Annotated in this window: 17 protein-coding genes and 1 pseudogene; 12 read left to right on the top strand and 6 right to left on the bottom strand. The window is 38.7% G+C overall.

The genetic code is table 11. From position 1 onward, the window contains the following. Window positions 1-348 precede the first annotated feature (348 nt). A complete protein-coding gene (locus tag AC2TFD_RS27935; RefSeq protein WP_484674414.1) occupies window positions 349-2,493 on the top strand; it encodes a sensor domain-containing protein in 2,145 nt (714 codons plus the stop codon). 424 nt (window positions 2,494-2,917) lie between these two features. Here AC2TFD_RS27935 and AC2TFD_RS27930 read toward each other — a convergent pair whose 3' ends face one another. The 5 genes from AC2TFD_RS27930 to AC2TFD_RS27910 all read right to left on the bottom strand — a co-directional run bounded on the left by AC2TFD_RS27930 (window position 2,918) and on the right by AC2TFD_RS27910 (window position 8,118). Further along, the gene (locus AC2TFD_RS27930; RefSeq protein ID WP_484674413.1) at window positions 2,918-3,385 is read right to left on the bottom strand and encodes a VOC family protein; all 468 of its coding nucleotides are present in this window, start codon (window positions 3,383-3,385) and stop codon (window positions 2,918-2,920) included. A gap of 874 nt (window positions 3,386-4,259) precedes the next feature. Then, window positions 4,260-5,723, bottom strand: a complete 1,464-nt coding sequence (locus AC2TFD_RS27925; RefSeq protein WP_335512049.1) for a S8 family serine peptidase — start codon at window positions 5,721-5,723, stop codon at window positions 4,260-4,262. A 537-nt stretch (window positions 5,724-6,260) separates the two neighbouring features. After that, a complete protein-coding gene (locus AC2TFD_RS27920; protein WP_335512051.1) occupies window positions 6,261-7,136 on the bottom strand; it encodes a sulfite exporter TauE/SafE family protein in 876 nt (291 codons plus the stop codon). Window positions 7,137-7,378: 242 nt separating this feature from the next. Beyond that, window positions 7,379-7,720, bottom strand: a complete 342-nt coding sequence (locus AC2TFD_RS27915; RefSeq protein ID WP_484676372.1) for a GNAT family N-acetyltransferase — start codon at window positions 7,718-7,720, stop codon at window positions 7,379-7,381. Between the two features lie 212 nt (window positions 7,721-7,932). Beyond that, the gene (locus AC2TFD_RS27910) at window positions 7,933-8,118 is read right to left on the bottom strand and encodes a hypothetical protein (protein WP_484674412.1); all 186 of its coding nucleotides are present in this window, start codon (window positions 8,116-8,118) and stop codon (window positions 7,933-7,935) included. A 434-nt stretch (window positions 8,119-8,552) separates the two neighbouring features. Between AC2TFD_RS27910 and AC2TFD_RS27905 the strand changes: the two genes are divergently transcribed. From AC2TFD_RS27905 to AC2TFD_RS27875, 7 genes are all read left to right on the top strand, one after another. Further along, window positions 8,553-9,620, top strand: coding sequence for a hypothetical protein (locus tag AC2TFD_RS27905; protein WP_484674411.1), 1,068 nt, complete (start codon window positions 8,553-8,555; stop codon window positions 9,618-9,620). Next, window positions 9,607-10,353 (top strand): hypothetical protein, encoded by a 747-nt coding sequence (locus AC2TFD_RS27900; protein ID WP_484674410.1) that lies wholly within the window; start codon window positions 9,607-9,609, stop codon window positions 10,351-10,353. Before AC2TFD_RS27905 ends, AC2TFD_RS27900 begins: the two co-directional genes overlap by 14 nt. A 191-nt stretch (window positions 10,354-10,544) precedes the next feature. Next, on the top strand, window positions 10,545-11,138 hold the full coding sequence (locus AC2TFD_RS27895; RefSeq protein ID WP_335514109.1) for a DedA family protein: 594 nt from the start codon (window positions 10,545-10,547) through the stop codon (window positions 11,136-11,138). Between the two features lie 284 nt (window positions 11,139-11,422). Next, window positions 11,423-11,803, top strand: a complete 381-nt coding sequence (locus tag AC2TFD_RS27890) for an IS607 family transposase (protein ID WP_484676371.1) — start codon at window positions 11,423-11,425, stop codon at window positions 11,801-11,803. A gap of 191 nt (window positions 11,804-11,994) precedes the next feature. Further along, complete coding sequence (locus tag AC2TFD_RS27885) at window positions 11,995-13,161, top strand: RNA-guided endonuclease InsQ/TnpB family protein (RefSeq protein ID WP_484674409.1); 1,167 nt, start codon at window positions 11,995-11,997, stop codon at window positions 13,159-13,161. Between the two features lie 180 nt (window positions 13,162-13,341). Further along, the gene (locus AC2TFD_RS27880) at window positions 13,342-13,824 is read left to right on the top strand and encodes an LURP-one-related/scramblase family protein (protein WP_335514107.1); all 483 of its coding nucleotides are present in this window, start codon (window positions 13,342-13,344) and stop codon (window positions 13,822-13,824) included. A 277-nt stretch (window positions 13,825-14,101) separates the two neighbouring features. After that, window positions 14,102-14,350 carry a YjcZ family sporulation protein gene (locus AC2TFD_RS27875; protein ID WP_335514105.1) on the top strand — a complete coding sequence of 83 codons (249 nt, stop codon included), beginning with the start codon at window positions 14,102-14,104 and terminating at the stop codon, window positions 14,348-14,350. A 160-nt stretch (window positions 14,351-14,510) separates the two neighbouring features. Here AC2TFD_RS27875 and AC2TFD_RS27870 read toward each other — a convergent pair whose 3' ends face one another. After that, entirely contained in the window at window positions 14,511-14,786 is a 276-nt protein-coding gene (locus tag AC2TFD_RS27870) for a hypothetical protein (RefSeq protein ID WP_335514104.1), read from the bottom strand. A gap of 262 nt (window positions 14,787-15,048) precedes the next feature. Between AC2TFD_RS27870 and AC2TFD_RS27865 the strand changes: the two are divergent. The 4 genes and pseudogenes from AC2TFD_RS27865 to AC2TFD_RS27850 all read left to right on the top strand — a co-directional run bounded on the left by AC2TFD_RS27865 (window position 15,049) and on the right by AC2TFD_RS27850 (window position 17,662). After that, window positions 15,049-15,530: pseudogene (locus AC2TFD_RS27865) on the top strand (DUF2975 domain-containing protein). A 9-nt stretch (window positions 15,531-15,539) separates the two neighbouring features. After that, on the top strand, window positions 15,540-15,752 hold the full coding sequence (locus AC2TFD_RS27860) for a helix-turn-helix domain-containing protein (RefSeq protein ID WP_484674408.1): 213 nt from the start codon (window positions 15,540-15,542) through the stop codon (window positions 15,750-15,752). A 40-nt stretch (window positions 15,753-15,792) separates the two neighbouring features. After that, entirely contained in the window at window positions 15,793-16,725 is a 933-nt protein-coding gene (locus AC2TFD_RS27855) for an ABC transporter ATP-binding protein (RefSeq protein ID WP_484674407.1), read from the top strand. After that, the gene (locus AC2TFD_RS27850) at window positions 16,718-17,662 is read left to right on the top strand and encodes an ABC transporter permease (RefSeq protein ID WP_484674406.1); all 945 of its coding nucleotides are present in this window, start codon (window positions 16,718-16,720) and stop codon (window positions 17,660-17,662) included. Before AC2TFD_RS27855 ends, AC2TFD_RS27850 begins: the two co-directional genes overlap by 8 nt. Window positions 17,663-17,915: the final 253 nt, after the last annotated feature.

Genomic DNA, 17,915 nt, shown 5'->3' with positions numbered 1-17,915 from the left:
TACTAGAGTCAGACCCCCACTAAACTAAAGCTAACACCTTTAAAGCCCAGCAACATCCAGGAAAAAGTCGATAATTTAAAAAAGTATCGGCTTTTTCCAATTTAGAAGTAGATTTTTGATCTTGATACTTTCTTTTACGGTAACAAAAACAATCATTCAGGTCCTTTCAAAACAGGCCAGATGTAAAGTGAAATTGGTGAAACTTAAAAAACTGGTAAAAAATAATTGGGAATCAAATCACAGAAGTATAGGGAGTTCGTGCTATAGTGGTATGTGGAATTAAATTCAAAATTAGAAAAAATCACTTTTATCGGTTAATCGTATCAAATGATATAAAGGGGTAGGATGATGGTTAACACTTCAATTGAAGATTCGCTAAATGTTTGCTCTAACAAGAATGAAATAGTAGATTCTGATCTGTTTTATCGTTCACTATTTAAGTATAACCCTGATATGGTCTTCTTTTTAGATATTTATGGAATCATTGCAAAAGCGAATGGGGCATTTTCAGAAACCCTTGGATATACACACGAGGAAATCCAATTAAGCCCATTAGAACAATTACTACCATCAAATGAAACTTCAATTTATAAAGAACTTTTAAAAAAGGTCGTTGCCGGAGAAACACAATATACATACACAACCTTCTTACATAAAAATGGAAGTGCCATTGATATTAGTCTAAATATGATGCCTGCCATATCCGAAAACAAAGTGATCGGCATTTTTGTCATTGCAAAGGATATTACAACTATTAAGAAGTCTGCAATCCAGTTGGCTGAGTCTGAATTGAAATTTACTAGTATTGTAGAAGAAGCTCTTTTTGGCGTTTATATCGTACAAGAGGATGGGAAAGTCTCATATGGAAATAAGAAATTTTATGAAATAGTAGGAATAACGGATAGTAGAACGGAAGTGAATTTTCGGGATTATGTTCATCCAGAAGATTTACCTAATGTTGATTCACTCGGTGAAGTGCTAATGAATAGCAGCAATGGTATTACCCATGCATACAGAATGATTAAAAAAGATGACAGTGTCTTGCATATTGAGTCGCATGCAGCAAAGATTTATCTCGAAAATAAGCCATATATAGTAGGGTCACTTCAAGATGTAACAGAACGTAAAGAGGCGGAAGATTTAAATGAATATTTAGCCTATCACGATTTTTTAACCGAACTCCCCAACCAAAGGTTATTGAATAAAAAATTGGAACAAGCGTTAATCACAAGTAAAAGATTGCAACAAAAGTTATCCGTTATGTTTTTAGACTTGGATCGTTTCAAGTATGTGAATGATACATTAGGTCATTCCATAGGGGATAAATTACTCAAAGAGGTTTCGGAAAGATTAAAAATGTGTCTTAGAGATGATGATGTTCTAGCACGGTTAGGCGGCGATGAATTTGTTGTTTTATTACCAAACACAGGAAATACAAACGAGGTTGTCGAGTATGCCAAAACCATCATTGAATCATTAGAAGAACCCTTTCATATTGAGGAATATGAACTGTTCATTACGGCAAGCATTGGAATCAGTACCTTCCCTGATGATGGAGAAGACGCTGAAACTCTTATTAAACATGCCGATTCGGCTCTTTATAAAGCGAAAGCCAAAGGGAAGAATACGTATCACATCTTTACCTCTTCCATGAATAAAGAGGCTTATAAATTATTTGCATTGGAGTCCGACCTCAGGAAAGCATTGGATTTGAATCAATTGGAGTTATATTATCAGCCCCAAATTTCTGCGGTCACGCATGAGATTATTGGTGCAGAGGCTCTTATTCGTTGGAATCACCCGGAATGGGGAATTGTCTCCCCTGGTGAATTTATTCCGATAGCAGAAGAAACAGGAATGGTCATTGAAATAGGGAAATGGGTGAAGGAAACAGCATGCACCCAAAATAAGGCATGGCAGGATGCCGGTTTACCGGCCATTCCTATATCCATCAATCTCTCGGCTCATCGTTTCTTACAGAGGGATTTACTCGAAAATATAAGAGATATATTAGCAAAAACGAAACTTGATCCCAAGTATCTTCAAGTAGAAATCGTGGAAACATCTCTTCTAGAAAATGAGAAGGTGGTTTTCTCGATTTTAGATGAATTAAGGAAGATCGGAATTAAAATTTTCATGGATGATTTTGGTACAGGCTATTCATCCCTTTCCTCCCTTAAAAGATTTAAAGGGAAGATTGATACCTTAAAAATCGATCAGTCCTTTATTAACGAGTTAAGCCGAACCAACGAGGATGGCTCTAACTTTTTTACAAAAACGATTATCGAATTAGCACAACATCTAGAAATGGATGTGGTTGCTGAAGGTGTAGAGACAATTGAACAACTAGAAATATTAAAAGAGTATAACTGCAACAATATACAAGGATATTTAATTTCCAAACCAGTCCCAGCAGATGAGCTCGCTGTGCTCTTAAAAGATGGAAAAATAGAACCACCTAATACGAAAAAAGCGGATCTTATGGCTTTTTAATTGGTGGTATTAGAAACTTAAACGTAGGGATGGACATCTACGTTTAGTGTATAATGATTTAAAAAAAACAGGTGCCGAGCAATATATATTGCCCGGCACCTGTTTTTTTTAGAGAAGAGATTGAGTAACTTTCATCCTCCAATCTATTGATTTACAAGGAAATTGGGATTGGGAGGAATAATCTCACTCTTAAGAAGCTTAATGAATTTATCGACAATAAAGATAGACTAGAAGATTTGATTGAGAGAAAGAAAGGATAATTGGGGATACAAATCATGTAGGATTTGTATCTCTTTTTTTTTTTTGACCATGGGGGGGCGGGTTCTTTTAAAAAGGCACAACTAGGGATCTCTACTAGTTATGCCTTTTCTTCCGCTTATTTAATTTGAAAAATACAATCATAGCTATGGAAAACCATGTCCTATTAATTCTGCATTCGTTTAACTAAATTCTCCCACTCTTCAAATGATAACTTTTCGGTAATATGTTTTAGTTCATTTGGAACATCGACATAACACATCAACTCTAAACTATTCCCATCAGGGTCCTCAAAGTATACCGATGCATTGCCTTGATTGGGTCTTACGAAAGGTTCAACCGATGTTCTTTTTCCAAAGGGAACGGCTTCAACTTGGATGGACTCAAGCCATTTTAAAGATTCTTTTAAATCCGGATATGTAACTCGAAAAGCTATATGCCTTAAAGAAGGGTGGTAGGGTGTTTGGAACGTATCGCCTTCCCACAATCCTAACCAACTTGTACCTTCTTCTATCCAAAAGAAGGCGGTGTCTTCATCACGCCAAGCTGCCTTCAAACCTAATTTTTTGTAAAATCCAATCGATGTTTCTAAATTTTTCACAGGTAAGTGTGCTTCATACAGGCCCTTAATCATAAACAAAACCTCCTTGCATTAATCATACCAACACTATTTCTTAATTAATTCATAAAATAGCTGTAAATTCTCTACTACTTTAGATGTAGAACCTAGCATATTGGGTTCACCAAAACGACCATCACGTGATGAAGTTCAAATCTTAATGTAGAAAACGGAAGTTATCCTGTCATTTTTTACTTTGCCAAAAGAAAAAAATTTGGTGATGAATTTGCGGTAAGATGATAAAATGTTGTCAAGAACTGTGTGTCTATTCAAAATTTGGGGATATTTCGAAAAAATAAGTTAATGATAGCGTTTGCATAAATATTTAGTATATTGAATATTTATTCATGACGTGCTACTATAATATCAAGTTTAAATTCTTCTGAGTTTAGACCTCCTAAAACGGACTTAGCCTAGACCACTAAGTTCATCTTTGGCCTTTGATCGTATCGATCAAAGGTCCTTTTTGTAGTAGTGGAAAAAAGCCTCCAAAAGAATCAATAGAAAATAAATTACCACATTTTTGAAACAAATCTATAGTCAAGGTCGTCTAAATATTTGCTCCCTTTAGAATAAATTGTTCTATGACCCAGCACCTTGCTGGGTTGAAATCTTTTTAACTTTGGGGAGTAAGAATATCCTGCTTGTTACAGCAACAACAAGATTGTGATGATCGGAAAGCCATAGGGACGGTTCTGGTGGCTTTTTGATCCACCAGAACCGTCCCCATGGTCCTTCCCATGGTCCTTAAAACTTTGTAAGTGGGAATCGAAAGAAAAGATGAGTGTCACTCCCTGAATATTCTTGTTTCATAAAGGTATCACCCAAGAAACGCATTCCTTTTTAATTCTAAAAGAACCACTGAGATTAAACTCAGTGGTTCTACTAATTACTTCTTATCCTTTGACAAGAAGTTAAAAATATTCGCTTCTCCTGACCCATAAAGTGGATCTACACCAACTTTGCCAAAATCAATGGCACTTTGTCTGATGGCTGCTGCTACTTGTGCAGGGTTATACTCAGGATGAGCGGCTTTAATGACTCCAGCTACTCCAGCTACTTTCGGTGCTGCCATGGATGTACCATGCAAATAAGAGTACCCATGCCATTTTCCATCGCTAAATTGCGTTGTAGCATTATTACCCCCACCTACTTCATAAGTAGGATAAGTAGATAATGTGCGATACGTAAAATCACGTTTATTTAAAAAGTCCCCTGCCGGATCTTGACGGTAAAGACTATCGTATAATGGACCATTATCACCGCCAGGACCAGCAACATCAATGGCATTACCGTAATTTGAGTAGAAGGCAATATTTCCAGTTGACCATTGATTTGATGAAGAAACCGTAATTACCCCAGGAATTTGTGCTGGAACCACACGAGATGGACCCTTAATGTCCAAGCCGTAGGTAGTCTTCCAATAAGCTTGCATATCATGTAAATTGTTTAGATCTCTTGAGTCGTTACCAGAAGATACGACTACTGTTACCCCTTTTTGAATCGCATATTGAACTGCACGGTGATAGGCAACCATAGAAGCGGAATCACCTTTCTCTTCTAGGTTATGAGCCATCCAGCGCCAGCCGCCAATGGACATATTAATAACTTCCACGCCATCGTTTGCTGCTGCTACAATGGCATCGGTAATCCATGATTGCTGTGCTCCTCCGGTTGCTCCAAAAACACGATAAGCTCTGACAGTTAAATCTGGACCAACACCCTTTACTTTGCCGTTAGCAGCAATCGAACCAGCTACATGTGTACCGTGGCCATTTTTGTCCCAAGCATCAGTAGTTCCTGGAACAAATGTTTTTGATCCAGCCTCATCTGCATTTGCCTTTAAATCCGGATGGCTAAAGTCAATACCTGTATCGATTACTGCAACTACAGTATCTTTATTTCCATCATTTAGATCATAAGATTTCCCATCGTTAGTAAGACGGTGCATGTCCCATTGTTTATCCCAATAGCTGTCTGCGTTTGCATCTAAAGTAACTTTTTGTCCATTAGGAGTTCCTGGGGTGAAATTGACTTTGGTATCTGGGTCTGTTTCTAAATATGCTTCAAGTTCTCTACCTGCCGTTTGTATGTTTGAATCTTTTTTTACATTGGTAAGGAAAGTAGGATCAGCGGATGCAACTTCAACAATGCCAACTTCCTCTATGATTCGTTCTACTTTCCCTCCTGATTTTTCAATTCTCTCAGAGAAATTGGATGGCAGTTTCCCCTTATACGCTACAACATAATGTTCTAGCTCCGGTGCAGCCTTTGCTTTGTACGGTTGTACCCCGACTAGTAGTGAAAATGATAGTGCAGAACAAATAGATAGTGCAGCTAGTTTCTTCTTCATTTAAATCCTCCCTTTATATGTAATTGTATGTGATACACGTAGAATTACATTCTATTACAAGCTCTTAAATATATTTGTCGAAATACAAACCTAAAAAATGGGAATGTTCCGACAAAATGCAATACAAATGCCTGTACTTCCGGCTAATGAGCTATCTTTATTTCGAAATAGATGGATCTCCTCTTGCACTACATTTAATAAATCGATTAGTTGAGAAAGAAAAGCATAGAATTTTGACGAAGATCATCTATTTATTAATTGTTAGCAGGCTGGTAGAGATTAGTAGCTTTAATAAACGGGAGAAATGGAATATGGGTAAAACAAGAAGGAATTAGTAAATGGAATTAATTTGTTGCTCCTACTGATTGTATGCATCAGTGAGATTACACTCGCATATTTCTTTCGGAAGAGTATTTTAGAAAACAAGAAAACCACCCTTGCCGTTGTAAGCCAAAAGGTGGTTCTAACAAATAATATACATTGACAACCATCATACAAACCGTTCAATTTTACCTGATTAATAGGATCCGCTGCTGCTTAATGATTAACTGCCACAAACCGTTTCCGATTCTTCACTTGATAGAAAATTGCCACAAACCATAATACAATTATGAGAGCATAAGCTATTGTTGCAAAAGAAACGGGTAATTCGACGGTTTTTATAATCGTCATGGAATTGGTGAGAATAATAAATCCACCCACTAATACTCCTAACATATAGGAAGGAACGATTCTTACCAGCCAAGCCGCAATCGGTGCAGCAATCACTCCGCCGATCATAAAAGCGATGACCAGCTGCCAGTGGAACTGGTCCAGCCCAAGAAACAAGATGAATCCTAACGTTGCCGATACCGCAATTGCAAATTCACTTGTATCTACCGTTCCAATCACTTTTCTTGGGGAAATTCCTCTTCTTGCAATCAAGACGGGGGCGGTTATTGGACCCCATCCGCCGCCTCCAACGGCATCAAAGAAGCCGCCGACAATCCCGAGGGGAGTTAAGAACTTTTTTGAAAGGGGTGACCCTTCATTCTTAGATGACGCATGGTTGAAAAATAGGAATCGGATGAGAATGTAAGCCCCTAAAGCTATTAAAAAGATCGAGATAAATGGTTTGATGATTTCACCGGGCAAACTGCTTAGAAATGCTGCCCCTATAAACGCACTGATCGCACCAGGAATCGTTAATTTTAACAAAATTCCCTTATCTACATTTTTAAACCATAGATGTGAGGCCCCAGACGCTGCCGTTGTCACAATTTCCGCCATATGAATCGAGGCCGAGGCAGCTGCGGGGGCTATCCCAAACATTAATAGTAATGAGGAAGATGTTGCTCCAAATCCCATTCCCAAAGAACCATCGACGAGTTGAGCTAAAAATCCAATTATTGAAAAAACCATTAACTTTTTCATATTACACCGTCCTCAATACCAAGTAATCTTATATGGATTATATGGTATTTGAAAGGTTTTTGTAAATACTTATTTTTCAGAACTTTTAACTCATCTATTACAATGTTTTTAGTAAGAAGAAGGGATTAGTAATTTGGGAAATTGGAAGAAGCAAATAATTTTAGTTAAAGGGCATTTCATAGGACAGAGCACAAAGATAACCACCCGTTAGTAAGAGTGGTTATTTGAAGGGGGATATAGAATCAAGAAATATAACTGTTACAATTCATAGAATAGATTAACTCATCTTCACCAGCCTTTATGACTCTGCCAGTATCTTTAAAACCTATAGATAAATATAGTTGTTTTGCTATTTCATTATCGGGAACAAAGGTAATATATATTTCTTCACATTTAAATTGATTCATCATTTCCTTAATAACTAAGTTTAATGCTTGCTTCCCATACCCATTCCCTTGGTATTTGTAATCAATCATGATTCTGCAAATTTCATAGCCAGAAAGTTCCTCTGAATATCCATACATGGTAAAACCGACTGGAGTCTCATCTTGATAAATAGCTTTTACTGTCCAATTTTCTTCAATACTGGCTTGGGCTTAGGATAAACTGTTTGAGGCAATTGTTTTCTCGAATATTTTGTTTCTTTGATCTTCCGCACTACTAAGTCGTACAATGTCTAACCAACTTTGTTTATTTATTTCTTTTAATGTAATCATGTAATTTCCCTCTAATCATGTTTTTACTATCCTTAAATAAATTCTCCTTTTGATGAAAATAACCTTTCTTATCATCCTCACTACCCGACATAATTTGAATTGTGCTCAAACTTATTAAAGAATGGCGGGTGGCAAGAAATACTGGCGGATGGCGAGAAATACTGGCGGATGGCAAGAAATACTGGCGGATGACGAGAAATACTGGCGGATGGCAAGAAATACTGGCGGATGGAGGAATATACTCTCGGATAGCGGGGTGCCGTCATCGGAAATCAACTCCTAACAATTACATATATTAACAAAATGGTAATTGTAGATAAATAGGGATTAATGTCTAATGTTATAATAGATGGTAATATTAGGAAATTGCGGGCAACCTGGGGTTTCTGATTCTTGGATCAAGAGGACATGTGAATTTTTAAAATTAGAAAACATTTTTTCATAGACAGGGTTTTATTTCTAAAAATTTTTGTAAATTAATAGGATTCTAGACTGGGGAAGGTGCAGCCATTTGATAGGCAGGAAATATGTGGTGAATTGTCGAAGTCTGACTGGTATTATAGTAAAATGGAAGAATATAGTCCCATGGGGTGAAGTAGATGGTAAATGGAAGTTATGATTTTTCAACAGGGAATCTTAATAACAGAATGAGCGTGATGGCAGGGGAGTTCCGGACACTTGACTTGAAGGTGAAGAGTACATGATTGCCGATTTGCTTACTAGATTGGAAGAAGAGAAGGACCAATGGATGTATGAAGCGATTGCTCGGTTCCATGAAACTGTTCTGCTGGTTGATGGTCAAAAATATACGTTCACCACGGGGGAGACACCTGAAAATCAACTGATTCAGATTCGAAATCTCGAGCATAGCTTATGGAAGCAGAAAAGTCTGGACCTCGAACAGATGGAGAAGGAGATGCTATCAATCAAGGAAAGTATCGATAAGGATCAGCGGGACCTTGAGAATTTAGCGTCAACTCTTGATGATTTAGATAACGAACTTGCTGTTTATGAGGAGAAACAGAAGGGCTTGGAAGGGATTCAATTAGAGAAATTTACGTGTTATTTGCATCACGAATTCAACTTTGATAAAAAAGATCAAGTGGTCTTCAAGGAACGGAAAATATCCAGGTTGATGGAAAGCTATCAAAATGTTGAGATGGATATACTTGATTTTTACCAAAGGCAGTTATCCAGCATCTGGCTGGTATTGACACGCAGCATGGAAAATCTTCCATCTACTGCGAAGTTTGATTTTAACACCCAGCCGCCACGCACGGTTCTATCTTTGAAACATGGCCGTGGACTTGATCAATATATAAAACCAGGTAATTTTGAAGAGGATTATAAAATTGTGCTGGATACCTTAGAACGAAATAACGCAATGGTGTATGACTATTATGAAAGCCAGGTGAATCAGTTTGTGCAGGATAGCACAGACGAAATCACCCGCCTTCGAACTCTTGCGAATGAGCAACAACGGTCAGCAAATGAAAACATATCAGAGCTGCAGGAAAAGAAGAGGAAAAAGGAAGCTCGGATGATCGAGCTTCAAGATAAATTGAGTAATGCAAAGCAGGAATGGGAACAAGATTCGATGCGGCCCCAACTGCTGGATGATCTTTTAAAAGAAGAGTTTGTGAAGGCTGTGTCTGGCTGGCAGGAGAAGCTGTTCGCGGAGAATGCCTCGGATGAGGAACGTTGGGTGTATCACCATTATTGTCAAATAATTCTAAAGCAAGCGGAGAGGATTTTTGAAAATGAATAGTTCTACAATGGATGAGAAATATACTGAGGCGATTCAATCACTTAAGAAAATAAATAATGAACTTTTCTATGATGAACTAAAGCAGCTGATAAAGGACAGGGAAGAAAATATTGCAGAATTGAATGATGAAGTCCATGAAACGATTGAACACCTGCAAAAAAGGATGGAGCAATTCCCTATACAAGTCAGCGAGCACCTAAAAGAAGGTGTCTTGAACCAGCAGATTGAGTTATTTGACAACCGGATGGAACGCTTTGATGAGAATAACCTCGTACTGGAAAAGAGAATTTCCTTTTGGCACCAGCAATATCAGGAGTCTCTAGAGAAGACTGAAAAGCTTTTAGCCGAGGCCAAAGGATTGCAGCCGGATGACCAAGCCTTTATCGCAGGGGAATCAGAAAGGTTGATGACGGGTGTAAGGCAGCTAACGGAAGCGATGAGCGAGCAGGCTTCCGCCTTGAATGTGAAATATGAAGTGGTGAGTGAACGGTTAGATATGATTTTAAAAGAGATTGCAGCTGTCGAAAGTAGAAACAGGGAAGAAATCGATCAGTTGACGCAGCAGGTGCTGAAAGGCAAAAAAGACATCCAGGACAAATGGGAAGAACAGTGGAAGCTAAATGTAAAAAGTGGAGAACGGAAAGATAAGATGTTTAAAAAGTGGCTGATTGGGCTGGCACTTGGACAGGGAGTATCCGTTTTACTGATGGTACTGTATTTTATAATGAAGTAAATGGGAGGGCAGGGATGCCTTCTTTTTTTCATTGTTTAGACCATGGGGACGGTTCTGGTGGTCGGAACTGACCAATTAAAAACCGTGAGAACCGTCCCACTGGTACTTGTATGGTATAATTTTTTATTGTGGGTTATTTATGTATAGTTTATTGCCTGATGTTAAAATGAAAAAATGGTGGAGGTACTTGGATGGAAGCTCTAATCATGCAAATGGTGGAATCTTTTAAAGAACTATCTTATTTTGGGATTATGCTAGCATTAACATTTGAATTTGTACCAGCGGAGCTTGTATTGCCATTGGCTGGTTATTGGGTATATCAAGGAGAAATGAATTTAGTTGGAGCGATTTTGGCGGGTTCCATTGGCGGGGTGTTGGGTCCGCTGACATTATACGCTTTGGGTCGTTATGGAGGCAGGATCGCCATACTAAAGTTCGGAAAGTATTTTTTTATAAAAGAAGAGCATATGGACAAATCGGATCAATTTTTTGAAAAACACGGCGGAGCTGTTGCCTTTTTAGGGAGATTTATTCCTGGAGTCCGGACGGCTATCTCGATTCCCTGTGGAATTGCAAAAATGAGTGTTTGGAAATTTATCATTTACACGTACCTAGCCATGCTGCCAGTTACGGCTGTCTATGTCTATTTAGGATATGCGCTTGGTCCTCAATGGGAAAAAGCGGGTGAAATTTTCGGCAAGTATGCAAACTTTTTGTTAATTCCTATCGCTCTGTTTATTATCTGGTTGATTGTAAAAAGACGGAAAATAAGCGTACAGAGCTAATTATTGCTTAAAAACAGATGACTGCTGATTATCTTTCTATAAGAGTTCAAGTTATTTTTGAGTTGAATACATTTGAAAGGCAGGCAGACTTCTCAGTCTGCCTGTTTTTATCGTTAACTTTTGATATGGTTAAGGTGAACAGGAATATAAATTTTATTATTAAGCTTTATCAAAGGAGGAATTTACTGTAAATAAAAAGGTGTATATACGTGAAGGGAAGTGTTGATATATGGCCTCTATATGAGATAATAAAAATATGGAAAAACATTACAATATTAACTCAGATGTCTAGTCTATTGAATGTCACAGTAAAAACCTTACAGCGCTGGGAGCGAGATGGGATTTTAATCGCAAATAGGAGCCCGACCAATAGAAGGTTTTATACACATGAACAATATTTAAAGGCTTCTGGTAAATGGCCTAACACCAAACTAAAAGAAAGGAAAACCGTTATATATGCTCGTGTATCTAACAGAAATCATAAGGACGATTTGTCAAATCATGAATTCTTAAAACAATTTGCAAATGCAAATGGGGTTATCGTAGATGAAACCATTGAAGACATTGGCAGCGGATTGAACTATAAAAGAAAAAAGTGGAACCTTTTATTAAATGAAGTGATGGAAAACAAAATAGAAACCATTTTCATTGCACATAAAGATTGATTTGTACGATTTGGATTTGATTGGTTTCAACAATTATGCGAAAAGTTTGGAACAAAAATGATCATTGTTAAAAATAAAACATTATCACCCGAAGAAGAACTTGTGCAGGATTTAATTGCCATTACTCATGTTTTCAGCTGTAGGATTTACGGTCTTCGAAAATATAAGAATCGTTTAAAGGGTGAGAAGAAATGTTTGCCTACAAAGTTGAAATAGAACCGGTAAAAAAACAAAAAGTAAAAATCCATCAAGGTATAGGAGTTTGTAGATTTTTATATAACGCCTATATTAAGCACAATGAGGAGGTATACGAAAGAGAAGGAAAATTTGTCTCGCATATGGAATTTGCTAAATATGTGAATCACACGTTGAGAGCGGATAAGCCTTGGATTAATACCTGTCATAGTAAAGCAAGAAAGAAAGCATTAGCCAATGCGGAAACGGCCTTTCTAAAATTCTTTAAGGGAAAAGCGAAGTATCCAAAATTAAAGAAAAAAGGGAAACAAGACGTAAAAATTTATCTTCCGAAGAACAATGAAAAGGACTTTGTCATTGAACGGCATAGAGCTAAGATTCCCTTTCTTGGATGGGTCCGTTTAAAAGAAAAAGGATATGTACCCCAAGGCACTGATATTTCCAGTTGTACCATCAGTCAAAAAGGGGATCGATATTTTATAAGCTTTTTAGTCAAATCGGATAGGAAAGAAACCAAACAAACGCTAAGTAAAAAAGGGATAGGCATTGATGTAGGTCTAAAAAATTTCGCAACCACTAGTGATGGAAATGTGTTCGGTAATATCAATAAAAGTAGAAAGGTTAGACGATTAGAGGTAACCATAAAACGAGCCCAAAGAAGCTTGTCTCGAAAATTAGAATCGAATAAAGTACGGAAAAAACAAAATAATATCCATCCTAGTGAATACGGAGCTAACATTAAAAAAGCGATTGTAAGAATTCAAAATCTTCATAGAAGGCTAGCAAATATTCGTTGGTCCTATACTAAAAGTGTGGTCAATGAAGTGGTAAAAACCAAGCCGCTTTATATTACCATAGAGGACTTAAATGTTCGCGGAATGATGCAAAATAAACATTTAAGTCGAGTGATTGCTAGTCAGAACTTTTATCGTTTTAGAGTATGGCTAGAGCAGGCATGTAGAAAAGGTAAGATAGAATTGCGAATGGTAGATCGATTCTATCCTAGTAGTAAATTATGTTCAAATTGCGGAACCAAAAAGACAAACCTTTCTTTGTCGGAGCGCACATTTGTATGCGAACACTGCGGAACGAACCTGGATCGGGATTACAATGCTAGTCTAAACTTAGAAAACGCAATACAATATAAAGTTTTAGTTGGATAATCTTCACCACTCGAAGGTTACCAATAGACACCGGCGGCTCGCCGGGGTGAGTTTGCGGAGCACGGAATCAACCTTAGTAGAGAGCTATTGTCGAGGAGGCGTGCATTGAAGCAAAAAGGGGTCTTTGCCCCATCATTTAAGATGTGCACATTTGAACACTTAAAAAGGAGCAGGCGGCACATGAAGCAACTTTACATAAAGCAGAAGGTATTTAGTTTAAGTGGCAAATTCACGGTAAAGGACCGGCAGGAGAATGATGTTTATTACGTGGAGGGCAGTTTTCTGCGGGTTCCAAAGACTTTCTCCATTATGAATCCAAAAAGAGATGAAGTGGCACTTATTACGAAAAAGCCGTTCAGCTTTTTACCTCAGTTTCATGTGGAGGTAAATGGCCGAGAAGCAGCAACGATTAAGAAGGAGTTTTCTTTCTTAAAAGCGCGTTATACGATTGATGCAGCGGGCATTGAAGTCCAAGGTAATTGGTGGGATATGAATTTTCAAGTTTTGCAGCATGGGAAAGTCGTCGGTACAGTGAGCAAGGAGTGGTTCACTTGGGGCGACAGCTACCAGGTTGAAATCATGAATGATGAGATGGAAACCGTGATGATTGCACTTGTTGTCGCCATTGATTGTGTGAAGGCGGACCAGAATGCTGGGTCCTGAGTAGCGACGGCTTAATGTGTTTACTTTTGGCAAAATGATTGAAATTGATTGACCTATCAAAGAACGATTTTAGGTGTGGATTCTGCCCGAACTCATGGAAGATTGAGAGATGTGGTAAGAATCAGGTGTGGTTTCTACCCCGAAATAGGAAAGAACCCTCCAGTGTGCTGTGGACAATAAATTTATTTTTTTTATTCTAGACGGGCTCGAGTTTCCTTCGCATGTATATTATGTATTGACATACTGTTTCTCCATGCGAATGAAAGGGAGTGTTACGATGGATAACATGATTCCATCAAATACAATGGGGGCTAATTTTCTTCCCCAGCCACAAATGCAATACGGATATGCTACTCCGTGTATGCAGCCACAAATGCAATACGAATATGCTATTCCATGTGAGCCACAAATGCCGTACGGATTTGCTGCCCCATGTGTACAACCACGTGGTTGCAATAGTTTTATTATTATAATTGTGTTGTTTATTTTATTAATTATTATTGGTACGTTTGCTTTCTGTGATTAATAGGATCGACCTATCACGGTCTTCTTAAATGAAAAAAGAGGGAGACGGGTGAATCTTAACGGGTTCTCTTTTGGGAGGAAAAGTTAATTTAATAATAAAATAAGAAACAGAATTGTACAGTAAAAATAAAGAACCACTTGGAATCAATTTCCAAGTGGTTTTACTTAATCAAAGAAATTAAATAAGTTCTTTCTTGTTCATCATTTATTATTTTTTCAACAATTTTGTCTTGACATAAGTATTCTCGGAATTTTTGATTTTGATATATCTTCTCATAATATCTACCGTTATCAGCAAGTTCTCTGAACCAACTCTCTCTTTTTAACTTCCTGATATTTCTGCTGAACCTAATATCGTCCATATCAAGACCGCCCATAAATAACAACCCTAAAATTACACTACCAATAAAACCAACTATCAACTTAATAAATTTCATAACTATCACCTCTTTAAGATTATAGTATACTTCTTCATTCTATCAATAAAATAACCCCCCATAGTCTAACCCTAGGTTTGGCGTTCGCCAGGCTTTTTCGTGTTTGTGAGCAGTTCTTTGTAATGCGGTATGATTGTTGAGATGACTAATAAAATTCACATAGTAACAATAAAAATGATTCAAAACTAAATAAATTTTTATTGCAAGACGATAAATTATGTGATAAATTTCAAAAAGACAATAAATTAATGAGGTGTATTCGATGAAACAAGGATCAACGCTCTTTTTAAGAATAGTCGTTTTTCTTATTGGCATTCCGTTTCTGTCCGTTTGTATTTTGGAGTTGTCCAGATTGTCACCCAATTCTCCCTATTGGCAGCTTCCAGAACTACCGAAATTGCAATATCCCATATTAGTTGGAATGTATGCCGCATGATTCCTTTTTTCTTTGCTTTGTATCAAACTTTAAAACTATTAGGCAATATTGATAGGAATGAAGCATTCTCTGAGTTGTCTGTAACGGCGCTAAAGAAAATTAAATACTGTGCGATGATCATCAGCAGCTTGTATGTTTTAGAGATGCCATTTTTATATATTCTTACAAAGGTAGAAGATGCACCTGGTATCGTAATCGGGGTGATCGTTATTTTTGCTTCAACGATCATTGCCGTCATTGCTGCAGTTCTCCAAAGGCTTTTAAAAGAGGCGATTGACATAAAATCGGAAAGTGACTTAATTGTTTGAGGTGAAAAAATGGCAATCATCATCAATATTGATGTCATGCTGGCGAGAAGGAAAATGAGTGTTACAGAACTTTCAGACAGGGTTGGAATCACCATGGCGAACCTTTCTATCTTGAAAAATGGGAAGGCAAAAGCCGTTAGGCTATCAACCTTAGAGGCAATCTGTAAGGCATTAGAATGCCAGCCTGGCGATATTTTAGAATACAAAAATGACGAAGGCTAAATGTGCAAAAAGGACAAATCTAACATTTTAGGAGGACATTATGAGCAACGAACCTATTATCAGCTTGAGGAATGTGACCAAAAAGATTGGCCGGACCACCATCATCGACGATCTTACCTTTGACGTACCACGAGGGGAGATTTTCGGCTTCCTTGGTCCAAATGGGGCCGGTAAAACAACCACCATCCGCATGATCGTTGGGTTGATGTCGATTACGAAGGGCCAGATCCTGATTAAGGGAAAAAATATCAAAACTGAGTTCGAGCAGGCGATTCGCCACGTCGGCGCCATCGTTGAAAGTCCGGAAATGTACAAGTATCTGAGCGGCTACCAAAACCTAATTCATTACGCCCGCATGGTGCCGGGGGTAACCAAGGAACGGATTGACGAAGTGGTTGCGCTGGTCAAGCTAGAAGAACGCATTCATGACAAAGTTAAAAAGTACTCGCTCGGCATGCGCCAGCGACTGGGAGTGGCCCAGGCCCTGCTGCATCGGCCGTCATTGTTGATTCTTGATGAACCTACGAATGGTCTTGACCCGGCGGGGATTCGCGAGCTGCGCGATTATTTGCGGCATTTGACGCATACGGAAGGAATCACCGTGGTCGTCTCCAGCCATCTGTTGTCTGAAATGGAGCTCATGTGCGACCGGGTCGCGATCATTCAGCGCGGCAAGCTGGTCGATATCATGCCAGTACAGCAATTTACCGGTAGAAACGATCAAGCCCAAAAGTATTTAATTCAAGCGAAGCCGCCGGAACGGGCGTTGGAGGTATTAAGTGAAATGGAAAGGGTTCACGGGGTCAAACTGAATCAGGAAGGGCTCATCGAGGTCAGCGCTGAACAGGAACGTGTCCCGGACCTTCTCGTTGGACTGATGCTAAACAATATTCGCATTTATGGCGTCCAGATGGTTTCTCAATCTCTGGAAGAACGATTCTTGGAAATAACGGGGGGTAAGCAAATTGTTTAATCTCGTACGCAATGAAAATATGAAGATTTACCGGCGGGTGAGAACCTGGGTCCTGATCGGACTCATGGCTGGGCTCGTGCTTTATATCAACTTTATTGAATGGCATTCTAGTGGAAAAAAGGCGGAAGGAGAAGGCTGGCGGACCGAACTGCAGCAGGAGAATCAACAATGGAGTGAAATGTTGAAGATGCCCGAGTTGAGCGAAGAGAATCGAACGTTCTACCAGGAGCAGATTTCAATTAACAACTATCACTTAGAAGAGAATATTCGCTCGACGGACGGCACGATGTGGAATGGCGTGAACGGTTCGGCCAATCTGGTCATCTTAATTACCCTTTTCACCATCATCATTGCGGGAGACAGTGTGGCGGCTGAATTTTCGACGGGTACAATTAAGCTATTACTCATAAGGCCGGCTAACCGTGTCAAGATTCTCCTCTCCAAGTACATCTCGTTTCTGTTGTTCGGCATCCTGTTATTACTCATTTTGTTTGTACTATCCATTGTCATGAATGGAATTTTATACGGCTTTGGATATATGGATCTGCCGTTGGTTCAAATGACGGCGGATGGGCAAATCGTCGAAACGAATATGGTTCTCAATCTGTGGAAAACGTATCTGCTTAACAGTGTATCTACGGTCATGTACGTAACAATGGCCTTTATGATCTCGTCTGCCTTCCGAAGCAGCACAATGGCCATCGGGTTTTCCATCGGCGCTTTCTTTGCGGGTAATATTATTCTCGAACTCCTGCAGCGGTACGATTGGAGCAAGTACTTGTTGTTCGCTAACACCGAACTCACCCAGTACTTGAGCGGACATCCTTTCCAAGAGGGAATGACCATGTCTTTTTCTATCGGTGTGCTCGTTGTCTATTTTATCGTGTTCAATTTGCTATCATGGCTTTTGTTTACACGGAGAGATGTGGCGGCTTAGTTTTATTTGTCCCAAATCTTACAAAAATCGTAATGAGTCTATTTTTAATAGGTGCATTACGATTTTTTTTATGCATAAAAAGTTGATGAAGGACAAAATAGAAGGTTCCATGAGAAGTTCGTACGGCTTCGGTAACGACCTTGCATTTTTGACTCTTCCTTGTCCGAAGGTGGCACGACTTCGGACACACTCTTGCTTTTTTGCCCTTCCTTGTCCGAAGGTGGCACGACTTCAGACACGCCCGTGCCTTTTT

The sequence above is a fragment of the Neobacillus sp. plas4 genome, assembly GCF_057221695.1.
Note: the sequence above shows the minus strand (reverse complement) of the source record. Positions and strands in the feature narration are given on the sequence as shown.